General features: G+C 65.5%; 8 protein-coding genes and 1 pseudogene. 6 read left to right on the top strand and 3 right to left on the bottom strand.

What is annotated here, in order from left to right; genetic code table 11:
* Positions 1–59: 59 nt before the first annotated feature.
* Together ACNPP0_RS10105 and ACNPP0_RS10100 are read right to left on the bottom strand one after the other, a co-directional pair.
* Complete coding sequence (locus tag ACNPP0_RS10105; protein WP_332608391.1) at positions 60–2,447, bottom strand: catalase; 2,388 nt, start codon at positions 2,445–2,447, stop codon at positions 60–62.
* A 10-nt stretch (positions 2,448–2,457) separates the two neighbouring features.
* The gene (locus ACNPP0_RS10100) at positions 2,458–3,072 is read right to left on the bottom strand and encodes a hypothetical protein (RefSeq protein WP_448705783.1); all 615 of its coding nucleotides are present in this window, start codon (positions 3,070–3,072) and stop codon (positions 2,458–2,460) included.
* 236 nt (positions 3,073–3,308) lie between these two features.
* Here ACNPP0_RS10100 and ACNPP0_RS10095 point away from each other — a divergent pair, with 236 nt between their 5' ends.
* The 5 genes and pseudogenes from ACNPP0_RS10095 to ACNPP0_RS10075 all read left to right on the top strand — a co-directional run bounded on the left by ACNPP0_RS10095 (position 3,309) and on the right by ACNPP0_RS10075 (position 8,227).
* The gene (locus tag ACNPP0_RS10095; RefSeq protein WP_448705782.1) at positions 3,309–4,919 is read left to right on the top strand and encodes a PepSY-associated TM helix domain-containing protein; all 1,611 of its coding nucleotides are present in this window, start codon (positions 3,309–3,311) and stop codon (positions 4,917–4,919) included.
* Positions 4,916–5,266, top strand: coding sequence for a DUF3325 domain-containing protein (locus ACNPP0_RS10090; protein ID WP_332608394.1), 351 nt, complete (start codon positions 4,916–4,918; stop codon positions 5,264–5,266). Before ACNPP0_RS10095 ends, ACNPP0_RS10090 begins: the two co-directional genes overlap by 4 nt.
* 216 nt (positions 5,267–5,482) lie before the next feature.
* Positions 5,483–7,192 (top strand): annotated as a pseudogene (locus ACNPP0_RS10085) (ribonucleoside triphosphate reductase); the annotation flags it as partial.
* Positions 7,193–7,266: 74 nt separating this feature from the next.
* Complete coding sequence (nrdD, locus tag ACNPP0_RS10080; protein WP_448705781.1) at positions 7,267–7,467, top strand: anaerobic ribonucleoside-triphosphate reductase; 201 nt, start codon at positions 7,267–7,269, stop codon at positions 7,465–7,467.
* Positions 7,433–8,227 carry an anaerobic ribonucleoside-triphosphate reductase activating protein gene (locus tag ACNPP0_RS10075; RefSeq protein WP_448705780.1) on the top strand — a complete coding sequence of 265 codons (795 nt, stop codon included), beginning with the start codon at positions 7,433–7,435 and terminating at the stop codon, positions 8,225–8,227. Before nrdD ends, ACNPP0_RS10075 begins: the two co-directional genes overlap by 35 nt.
* 50 nt (positions 8,228–8,277) lie before the next feature.
* Here ACNPP0_RS10075 and ACNPP0_RS10070 read toward each other — a convergent pair whose 3' ends face one another.
* The gene (locus tag ACNPP0_RS10070; RefSeq protein WP_448705779.1) at positions 8,278–9,681 is read right to left on the bottom strand and encodes an aminotransferase-like domain-containing protein; all 1,404 of its coding nucleotides are present in this window, start codon (positions 9,679–9,681) and stop codon (positions 8,278–8,280) included.
* A 147-nt stretch (positions 9,682–9,828) separates the two neighbouring features.
* On the opposite strand from ACNPP0_RS10070, the gene ACNPP0_RS10065 reads away from it, so the two are divergent.
* Complete coding sequence (locus ACNPP0_RS10065; RefSeq protein ID WP_332608946.1) at positions 9,829–11,115, top strand: hydroxymethylglutaryl-CoA reductase; 1,287 nt, start codon at positions 9,829–9,831, stop codon at positions 11,113–11,115.
* Positions 11,116–11,181: the final 66 nt, after the last annotated feature.

Here is an 11,181-nt window from a genome sequence, read left to right as displayed (position 1 = left end):
AAGCGTGCATGACCAGGCGCCGATACAGGCCGCACACGCGGCCTGCAAAACAGTCGGCGTCAGACCATGGGCGGCATCGTTTCGCGTTCGGGGTGCCGATGCTTGGCCAGCGCCTTGATGAACGCCGTTGCGCTTTTCGCGGGTGCGCCGCCGCCCATCAACAACCCTTCGTCGGCCTCATCGGGCGCGATCCCCGCCGAGCCGAACAGCTGCCCGCCGCGCCCCAACCCCAACAACGTCTTGCCATGCCGGAAGGCATCGCGCAGGAATTCCAGCGCGCGGCCGTCCGCTTGCAAGCGCGCTACGGCGGCGTCGCCCCCGGGCACCACGGCGCCGTCAAACAGCGTGGACGGGTGGTTGTCCAGCGACGCGTCGGCATCCAGCATGCCGCCACCTTCGGACTGCACCGGCCCGATGCGCTGGCCTACCAAGCGCACCACCACGCCGGCCTGGATCAGCGCGTCGGCCACGGCCGACACGGCGCCTTCGTCCACGCCCTCGGCCACCAGAATCGCCACCTTGCGCGTGGCCACGTTGCCGTCACCCGGCCTTGCCGTCAACGACAGCGCGGGCGACACCTCGACCTCCGGCTTGGGGGGCTGTGCAATGGCGCGCGGCAGCGGGTCGGGCAAGACCATGCCCAGCTGATCGGCCACACCCTGCGCCAATTCATCAGACACGTTACGCAGCGACGCCACCATGCGCTGGCGAATGGCGGGCACCGTCACCTTGCTCAGTTCAAACGAGAACGCGTGCACGATGTGGCGCTTTTCCCATTCGGTCTGGCTGTTGTAGAACAGCGTGGCCTGGTTGTAGTGCTCGGCGAACTTTTCGGGATGGCCGCGCAATTCGTCGCCCGCGATCGGCTCGGGAAACGGCACATAGCCTTCCATGCCGGCCTGGAACGGACACCCGCCCGCCAACGAGTTCGGCTCGTACGCCACGCGACCGCGATGAATCGCCTGGCGGTGCATGCCATCGCGCTGGTTGTTGTGCACCGGCGCCACGGGCGCGTTGATGGGAATTTCGTGGAAGTTCGGGCCGCCCAGCCGCGAGATCTGCGTATCCACATAGGAATGGATGCGGCCGGCCAGCAGCGGGTCGTTGGTGAAGTCCACGCCCGGCACCACGTGCGCCGTGCAGAATGCCACCTGCTCGGTCTCGGCAAAGAAGTTGTCCGGGTTGCGGTCCAGCACCATGCGGCCGATCGGCACGATGGGCACCAGTTCTTCCGGCACGATCTTGGTGGCGTCCAGCACATCGAAGCTGAAGCTGTCGGCTTGTTCTTCCGTGAAGATCTGCACGCCCAGTTCCCACTCAGGGCCCTTGCCCGCGTCGATGGCTTCCCACAGGTCGCGGCGGTGGAAGTCCGGGTCGGCGCCGGACACCTTGACCGCCTCGTCCCAAACTTGCGAATGCGTACCCAGGATCGGCGTCCAGTGGAATTTCACCAGCCGCGATTCGCCGCGCGCGTTCACGAAGCGGAACGTGTGCACGCCAAAACCCTGCATCATCCGGTAGCTGCGCGGAATGGCGCGGTCGGACATCAGCCACATCAGCATGTGGGTCGATTCCGGCATCAGCGACACAAAGTCCCAAAACGTGTCGTGCGCCGACGCGGCCTGGGGCATGCCGTGATGCGGCTCCGGCTTGACGGCGTGCACCAGGTCAGGGAACTTCATCGCGTCCTGGATGAAGAACACCGGCATGTTGTTGCCCACCAGGTCCCAGTTGCCTTCGTCGGTATAGAACTTGACGGCAAAGCCGCGCACGTCGCGCGCCGTGTCCTTGGAACCGCGTTCGCCGGCTACCGTGGAAAAGCGCACGAACACCGGCGTGCGCTTGCCCTTTTCAGCGAACAGCGACGCGGCGGTCAGGTCGGTCAACGGCCGATAGCATTCGAAGTAGCCGTGCGCCGCTGAACCGCGCGCGTGCACGATGCGTTCAGGAATGCGCTCGTGATCGAAGTGCGTAATCTTTTCACGCAGGATGAAGTCTTTCAACAAGGCGGGGCCGCGCAGGCCGGCTTTCAGCGAATGCTGGTTGTCGGCAATCGGCACGCCCTGGTTGGTCGTCAGCACCTGGCCGCTGCCATCGGCGCGCACGCGACCCAGGCGGCCATCCACCGCGTTGACGCCGGGTTCGGCGGCATCGCCCGTCTTGGCGTTGGCTTCCGATTCCGACAACGAACTGGCGCCCACGGACGGGTCCGGCGGCGTCGTGTGCGCGCCGGCATAGGGGCAGCGCGCGCCTTCCTCGCCGTACTCGGCGGCCTTGTTGGCGTTGTGCGGCAGGGATGCAACCGTGGCGCCCACGGCGGCCGCGCGCTTTAGCGCCGGGTGTACCGGTTTGCCCGCGGGGCCGGCGGCCGGGCCGCTGTCGGTATTCATATAGGCGGTGTCGACGGCGCCGGCCGCGCCCTTGTTTACGGGTTTCTTGCTTGCCATCAAGGCTCTCCTAGTGTTTGAGCATTTCGCCGCGGGCCTGCTCGGCGCGCGACGCGCCAATGGCGGATTTCACTTGTTTGACTTCTTCAGGCGGCGGCAGCACGGCGGGCAGGCCCAACGATTCCACCCACAGTTCGCGCGACCAGCCCTGCGTGTGATACAGGTGATGCTCTTCGTCCAGCGCCACCGCGTCATAGGCCTGCTTCAAGATGGCGGCTTCCTTGCCGGAATGCTGGTCGGCCAGCAGCCCGATCAGCGACCAGTTGGAATGGTCCTTGGTTTCGGCCAGCACCACGCATTCGGTCGCCACCAGTTGCGCGGCGTCAGGGTCGCCGGCGTTGATGGCCACCTTCATGGCCTTGACCAGCGATTCCCCCAGGTGGCGCACCACCTCGCGGCCCGGCGTCTGCTGCGCGGGGTCAAGTCCCAGTTGTTCAAACACGGTCAAAAGCACACGTTGGTGCGTCCGCGTTTCTTCCAGGTATTCCTTCCACTCTTTCTTCAGGTCTTCATTCACGGCACAGGACACGGCGGTCTCATACACCGTCAAGCCGCCGATCTCGGTTTCCAGGGCCTGGTAAAGCAATTCATTGATTTGTTTGGCGTCTGCCGCTTTGCGTTTCATCAGGGGCTCCTTGTGTCCATGGGGATCAATGCCGGCTCTGGCCCGCGAGCGCGCACCTGCCAGCATGAAACGGTCCTTCAGCAAGCGTCGTGCCCATCCGACGCCATAACGCACCACAACAACGTCCCCGATTCGCTTAGAATTGGAACCATTCTCAATACAAGATCCTTGCCGGCCCGCTCGTGGCGGCAATCCACAACAAGAGGCCCCCTCTGAAATCCGGTTTCCGCCTGTCAATGGCCTGGTTGCACACCTGGGTCGGCCTATGGTTTTCGTGGCTGCTGTACACGGTGTTCCTGACCGGTTCGCTTGCCCTTTTCGCCGAACCCATCACCCACTGGATGACGCCCGAGCACCAGGCCGCCGAAGCCGCGTCGGCGTCCCAGGCCAGCACGCCGGTGGACCGCGCGCGCCGGCTGGACCTGGCGGTGGACTACATGGCCAAACACCACGCGGGCGCGGGCATGTGGGAGTTCTGGCCGGTTAACCGGGGCCATGACAACGGCTTGTCGGTTTACTGGTTTGACAAGAACGGCATGTACGCCGAGGCCGAACTGGACCCGGTGACGGGCGCCGAGCTTGCCGATCACCACGACGACGAAGGCCGCGCCACGCTGGGCGGCACGCACTTCGTGAACTTCCACTACATGCTGCATGAAAGCCGCTTCGGCCTGTGGGTGGTGGCGTTTGCCACGATGGCGATGCTGGTGGCGCTGGTGTCCGGCGTGGTCACGCACAAACGCATCTTCAAGGACTTTTTCACCTTCCGCCCCAAGAAGGGCCAGCGGTCGTGGCTGGATGCGCACAACGCGGTGGCCGTATTGACGCTGCCCTTTCAATTCATGATTGCCTATACCGGCATCGTGATATCCAGCGCGCAGCTGATGCCCGCGCCGGTCGCCGCCCATTACGGCGCCGGCATGGATGCCATGCGCCTGTATCTGGCCGAAATGCAGGGCGAGGAAAAACCGCTGCGCTCGGGCCAGGCCATGGCCATGCCGCCGCTGGAACCGATGGTGGCGCGCGCCGAAGCCATGATCGGCCAAAGCGCCCGCGCCGTCGTCATCCAGAACCCCGAAGACACCTCGATGCGCATCGCCGTTTACGGCTGGAACGAAGCCGGCGACGCACAGCGCAACATCAGCGCCACAACCGGCATGGTCGAATTCCAGGGCACCACCGGCCAGGTGCTGCGCATGCGCCCGGCAGGCGGCGTCAACGGCGGCGCGCCGGCGGTGGTGCGCCAGGTGATGAATGACCTGCACATGGCGCCATTTGGCGGGCTGGCCATGAAGTGGCTGTACTTCGTGTGCGGCCTGGCCGGCGCCGCGATGATGGGCACGGGGGCCGTGCTGTTCATGGCGAAACGGCGCGCCAAGGCGGGCGATGAATTCGGTGCCGCCACGGCGCGCATATACCGGCTGTTTGAAGGCTTGAACGTGGCCGCGTTGGCCGGACTGGCGGTGGCGTGCATCGGCTTTTTCTGGGCCAATCGGCTATTGCCTGTTGCACTGGAAAACCGCGCGCTGTGGGAACTGCGCTGCTTTTTCGGCTTGTGGGCGTTGATGTTGGCGCACGCGTGGCTGACTCGCCCGCGCGCCGCGTGGATCACGCAGCTAGGCTTGCTGTCTGCCCTGTGCCTGCTGCTGCCGCTGGTGTCGTTCGCCACGTTGGGCGACCACGCCGTGGCGCAGATCGGCCGTGGCGATTGGGAAAGCGCGGGCGTTGAGCTGACCGCCGTCGCCTTTGGCGTACTATCCGCGTGGGCGGCGATCCGGTTGTGGAAGAAGCCGCAATCCGCGCCTGCCCAGCGCACCCCTCGCGCGAATCACAAGGCCGCGGCATGAACACGAACGACCTATTCGGCATTGCGATGGCATTGCTGTTGACCTATTCCGGCATGGCGTGCCTAAGCCTGGCCATGCCGCGTCACTATGACCAGGTGTGGGGACGCGACCCGTCGGCCGGTCACACCCGCGTGCTGCGTGGCGCCGGCGCGCTGCTGTTGGCCCTGGCCCTGCTGCCTTGCGTGGGCCTGTGGGGCAACACGGTGGGCGTCGTGGCGTGGCTGGGTTGGCTGTCCGCCGGTGCGTTGCTATGGGTCGGCATGCTGTCTTGGGCGCCGCGCCCCGCCGCCCGCACCGCCGCGCTGGCGATGGCGATTTCACTGGTGGGTATCGGCATCGGCTTCTGAGGCCCCGCGCCCGACACGGCAACATTGCGATTTGCCCGTTGCCGCCCGTGCATTTGACCCGTATCAAGCCGGCCTGACATCGCGCCGCCGTCCAGCGCAAAAAACCGCTTTGCCCACCATATGTGGTGATAGAGTTTTGACACCCTACTACATATGGTGTCAGCAATGCTTCTTCAGCCCCCTCTTCCCCGCGACGTTCCCCCCGTGGCCTTCGACCGCGCCAAGCTCGTGGACGTGGAAAGCGCCATGGAGGAATACCTGGATCGGCGCGACTGGCGGGTCAACGCTAACGCCAATCAGGGCTACAGCCTGGGCGGCCTGATCCTGAACGTGGCCGGCAAGGTCACGGCCAACTACTGGCTTTCGCACGTCTTCACGCCCGAGGCCGGCCAGGCGCATCGCGATGGCGACTTCCACATTCACGACCTGGACATGCTTAGCGGCTATTGCGCCGGCTGGTCGTTGCGCCAGTTGCTGACCGAAGGCTTCAACGGCGTACCCGGCAAGGTGGAATCCACGCCGCCCAAGCATATGTCGGCGGCCATCGGCCAGATCGTCAACTTTCTGGGCACGCTGCAAAACGAATGGGCCGGCGCGCAGGCGTTCAGTTCATTCGACACCTACATGGCGCCCTTCATCCGGCGCGACGCCATGACCTACGCCGACGTCAAGCAGGCCATGCAGGAACTGATCTTCAACTTGAACGTGCCCAGCCGCTGGGGCACACAAACGCCCTTCACCAACCTGACCTTCGACTGGACTTGCCCGGCCGACCTGCAAGAACAAGTGCCCTATGTGGGCGGCGAGGAAATGCCGTTTTCCTACGGCGACCTGCAACACGAAATGGACATGATCAACCGCGCCTACATCGAAGTGATGATGGCCGGCGACGCCAAGGGGCGCGTGTTCACCTTCCCGATTCCCACCTACAACATCACGCCGGATTTCGATTGGGACCATCCCAACACCGACCGCCTGTTCGAAATGACGGCGCGCTACGGCCTGCCGTACTTCCAGAATTTCCTGAATTCCGATCTGGAGCCGCACATGGTGCGGTCGATGTGCTGCCGCCTGCAACTGGACCTGCGCGAATTGCTCAAGCGCGGCAACGGCCTGTTCGGTTCCGCCGAGCAGACCGGTTCCGTCGGCGTGGTGACGGTCAATTGCGCGCGGCTGGGCTACACCTGCCAGGGCGACGAAGGCCGCTTGATGCAGCGCCTGGACACCCTGCTGGACTTGGGCCGTGACGTCCTGGAAACCAAGCGCGCCGTGGTGCAACGCTATATCGACGAAGGCCTGTACCCGTACACGCGCCGCTACCTGGGCACCCTGCGCAACCACTTCAGCACCTTGGGCGTGAACGGCATCAACGAGATGATCCGCAACTTCACGAACGATGCCGACGATGTCACCACACCGGCCGGCCACGCGCTGGCGGTGCGATTGCTGGACCGCGTGCGCGCCCGCATGACCGAATTCCAGGAACAGACAGGGCACCTGTACAACCTGGAGGCCACGCCCGCCGAAGGCACCACGTACCGTTTCGCGCGCGAAGACCGCAAGCGCTTTGCCGGCATCTTGCAGGCAGGCACCGACGCGCAGCCGTACTACACCAATTCCAGCCAGCTGCCGGTGGGCCATACCGACGACCCGTTTCACGCGCTGCAATTGCAGGAAACGCTGCAAGGCAAATACACCGGAGGCACCGTGCTGCACTTGTACATGAACGAGGCCGTCTCGTCGGCGCAGGCGTGCAAGCAGCTGGTGCGCCGCGCGCTGTCGAATTTCCGGTTGCCGTACATCACCGTCACGCCCACGTTTTCCATCTGCCCCAACCACGGCTATCTGGCCGGGCACCACGAGTTTTGTCCCAAGTGCGATGCCGAACTGCTGGCCAAACAGGCCGCATGCTGCGCGGCGACTTGATGCTTGATGCTTGACCTCGATGCTTGATCGCAAGCGTTGATCTTCAACCTTTTACCGATGCAAGGAGTTTCCTGATGCAAACCTTGACCCTGCCCGCCCGCGCCCCCGCGGCCACCGCTGACGATGGCCCCGCCTTGTCGCTGGACGACAGCCGGCGCGTGCGCTGCGAAGTCTGGACCCGCGTAATGGGGTATCACCGCCCCGTTGCTTCCTTCAACACCGGCAAACAAGGCGAATTCAATGAACGCCGCTTCTTCGTCGAGCAACGCGCCTGAGGGCGCACCGGCACAAACGCCGCCCGGCACGCGCAGGCTGGCCGTCCGGCCCGCCTACTGCGCGCCGCCGCAGCCGGTGGCCGAAGCGCTGCCTCGGCACGCGCCCGCCATCGGCGGCCTGGTACCGTTTTCCAGCGTGGACTGGCCGGGGCAACTGGCGGCGGTCGTCTTCATTTCCGGCTGCCCGTGGCGTTGCCATTACTGCCACAACACCGAACTGCAAACCCGCACGGCCCGCTACGACTGGCGCGATGCCCGGTCGTTCCTGGAAAGTCGTGCGGGCTTGTTGGATGCGGTGGTGTTCTCGGGCGGCGAGCCGCTATCCGAACCGCGCCTGCCGTCATTGATCCGCGATGTGCGTCGCATGGGTTATCGGGTCGGGCTGCATACGGCGGGCATTTACCCGCTGCGTCTGGCAGACGTCTTGCGCCATCTGGATTGGGTAGGCCTGGACATCAAGGCCGACGCGCAAGGGTACGACGACATCACCGGTCGGCGGGATTCGCAACGCCCCGCGATGGCGTGCCTGACGCAGTTGCTGTCGGCCGGCAAAGCGTTTGAATGCCGGATTACCTGGCATCCGGACTGGCTGGACGAAACGCGGCTGCTGGCACTGGCCGATGCGTTGGCCCGCCGTGGCGTGCGGCGCTTTGCCGTGCAGGCCGCGCGCAGTTCGCCGGGCACGCCGCCGGCGCGGGCGCTGACGACTCGGGCGCAGGCGCGCATGGAGCAGCTGTTTGAGGGCTTTGCGTATCGCTGACGCCACATCGCCGCCATATCACCTTTGCCTCGCCGCCACCGCGCCCCCCATCACCGCCGCGCCAACGCCGCCGCCAACGTCGCGTGAAAGCGCGGTGACCCGATCGCGCCCACATTGCATCGCGACCACGGCGACACCGCCGTGGGGTCCACGCTGAACACGCGGCCCGGCGCCATGATGACCTTCTCCGGCATCAGCTCTGCGGCCAGCGTCAGGGAATCATCCACGCCGGGAAACGCCGCCCACAGGTACATCGACCGCGACGGCCGCGCAAAGACCTGCGCGCCCAGCGAATCCAGCACCTGCAAGGCGTTGCCCGTGGCCGCTTCCAGCCGCTGGCGCAAGCGCGCAAGATGCCGTTCGTAATGCCCGTCGCGCAGCATCACGTCCACCATGCGTTCGCAATATTCCGAACTACTGACGTGCACCAGGGCTTTCAGGTCGGCCAGGTCGCTGGCCAAGGCCGCGTTGCAGCCGATAAAGCCCACCCGCAACGCCGCCGAAAACGACTTTGAAAAGCTGCCGATGTAGATCGTGCGTTCCAGCTGGTCCAGCGCCGACAGCCGCACGGCCGAGGTGGGCTTGAAGTCCGCCAGCGCGTCGTTCTCGACGATCATCAGGTTATGGCGCTCGGCCAGTTGCAGCACCTTGTACGCCTTGGCCAAAGAAATATCGGAACCGGTTGGGTTGTGCGCCAGCGATTGCGTGAAGAACAGGCGCGGCTTCTCGCGCTGCAACAAGGCTTCCAGCGCGGCCACGTCGGGGCCGTCCGGCAAGCGGGGCACGCCCAGCATGCGCACGCCCGCCAGCTTCAGCTTGCCGAACAACGGGTAATAGCCCGGGTTGTCGACCAATACCGTGCCGCCCGGCGGCACGAAGTAGCGGATCACCAGGTCCATGGCCTCGTTCGCGCCATGCGTCAGCACCAACTGCGACGGCGCCACGTTCACCCCCACGTCGCCCAGCTTGCGCACCAGGCTTTCGCGCAGCGGCGCATAGCCAAAGCGGCTGCCATAGCGGAACAAGGCGCCCAGACCGGTGCGCACCACCTTCTGGTGATAGCGGTCCATGCGCATGTCGGCCAGCCATTCCACGGGCGGAAAGCCGTCGCCCGCCTGCACCGCATCGGGCTGCGTCTTGAGCTGTTCGCGCATCAGCCAGACGATGTCCATGGCGCGGCTTAGCTGGCCCGGTTCTTCATCCGCCGCCTTGCGCGCGTAGTCTCCGTCCAGCACGAAAAAGCCGGAGCCCCGGCGCGGTTCCACCAAGCCGCGCGCCACCAGCATTTCAAACGCCACCACCACCGTGTTCTTGGCGTAGCGATGCAGCTGCGATAGCTCGCGCAGCGACGGCAGCTTGTCGCCGGGCCGGTACACGCCATCGGCAATCTGCTGCCCGATCAGCTTGGCCAAGCTCTCGGCGATGGGCGCCGCGCGCGGCCGTCTTCCGGTCATGCCTGAATCTTCCATAGGTACATTCTTGCGTCGGGCGCCGCCCAAAATTGGTGCAGTGCGATGGTACTGTTTGGCAAAACTGTACCTCTCAATAGCGGTACAGTTTACCTAGAATCAGGCCACCTAACACCAATACGGAGACCTGCCATCGTGGCCGATTCACGCCTACCCAACTTCCGCGCACTGACCCCCGCCGAGCGCCTTGGCGCCATCGCCAAAGCCGCTTCGCTGACGCCCGAAGAACAGCAACTGCTGGCCCGGCCCGGCGCGCTGGCGCTGGACCGCGCCGACGGCATGATCGAAAACGTCATCGGCACGTTTGAACTGCCGATGGGCGTGGCCGGCAACTTCCAGATCAATGGGCGCGACGTGCTGGTGCCCATGGCGGTGGAAGAGCCGTCGGTGGTGGCGGCGGCGTCCTACATGGCCAAGCTGGCGCGCGAGAGCGGCGGCTTTGAAACGTCCAGCACCCGCCCGTTGATGCGGGCCCAGGTGCAGGTGCTGGGCCTGACCGACCCGCATGGCGCGCGGCTGGCGCTGCTGCGCGAACGCGAGCGCATCCTGACCCTGGCCAACAGCCGCGACAAGGTGCTGATCGAACTGGGCGGCGGCTGCCAGGACATAGACGTGCATGTGTTCCCCGATACGCCGCGCGGCCCGATGATCGTGCTGCACCTGATCGTGGACGTGCGCGACGCCATGGGCGCCAACACCGTCAACACCATGGCCGAAGCCGTGGCCCCGCTGGTGGAAACGATCACCGGCGGTTCGGTGCGCTTGCGCATCCTGTCCAACCTGGCTGACCTGCGGCTGGCACGCGCCCGCGTGCGCTTGACGCCCCAGGTGCTGGACACCAAGGAACGCAGCGGCGCCGAGATCATCGAAGGCGTGCTGGACGCCTACACGTTTGCCGCCGTGGACCCGTACCGCGCCGCAACGCACAACAAGGGAATCATGAACGGCATCGACCCCGTCATCGTCGCCACCGGCAATGACTGGCGCGCGGTGGAAGCCGGCGCGCACGCCTATGCCGCGCGTTCGGGCCGCTATACCTCCCTGACGCAATGGGAGAAAGACACGTCCGGCGCCTTGGTCGGCACCATCGAAATGCCCATGCCGGTGGGTCTGGTGGGCGGCGCGACCAAGACGCATCCGCTGGCCCGCCTGGCGTTGAAGATCATGGACGTGCGCTCGGCGGATGAGCTGGGCCAGGTGGCGGTGGCCGTGGGCTTGGCGCAGAATCTGGGCGCGCTGCGCGCCTTGGCCACCGAAGGCATTCAGCGCGGCCACATGGCGCTGCATGCGCGCAACATCGCTTTGGTGGCGGGCGCCGTGGGTGCCGAGATCGACGCCGTGGCCAAGCGCATGGCGCAGGAAAAAGACGTGCGCACCGACCGCGCGCTGGCCTTGCTGGAGGAATTGCGCAAGCAGTAAGCAGCAAGCAGCAAGCAGTAAGCCGCACAGAGCAATAAGAACAGAGGCGTGGGCGGGCCCCCCCCC

The organism is Achromobacter semiaridum (assembly GCF_053543755.1).
Note: the sequence above shows the minus strand (reverse complement) of the source record. Positions and strands in the feature narration are given on the sequence as shown.

Excerpts from the sequence above, each read along its gene's own strand:
- nrdD (WP_448705781.1), top strand. The coding sequence starts at position 7,267 with ATGCAAACCTTGACCCTGCCCGCCCGCGCCCCCGCGGCCACCGCTGAC.
- ACNPP0_RS10095 (WP_448705782.1), top strand. The coding sequence starts at position 3,309 with ATGGCCTGGTTGCACACCTGGGTCGGCCTATGGTTTTCGTGGCTGCTG.
- ACNPP0_RS10070 (WP_448705779.1), bottom strand. The coding sequence starts at position 9,681 with ATGACCGGAAGACGGCCGCGCGCGGCGCCCATCGCCGAGAGCTTGGCC.
- ACNPP0_RS10090 (WP_332608394.1), top strand. The coding sequence starts at position 4,916 with ATGAACACGAACGACCTATTCGGCATTGCGATGGCATTGCTGTTGACC.
- ACNPP0_RS10105 (WP_332608391.1), bottom strand. The coding sequence starts at position 2,447 with ATGGCAAGCAAGAAACCCGTAAACAAGGGCGCGGCCGGCGCCGTCGAC.
- ACNPP0_RS10100 (WP_448705783.1), bottom strand. The coding sequence starts at position 3,072 with ATGAAACGCAAAGCGGCAGACGCCAAACAAATCAATGAATTGCTTTAC.
- ACNPP0_RS10075 (WP_448705780.1), top strand. The coding sequence starts at position 7,433 with ATGAACGCCGCTTCTTCGTCGAGCAACGCGCCTGAGGGCGCACCGGCA.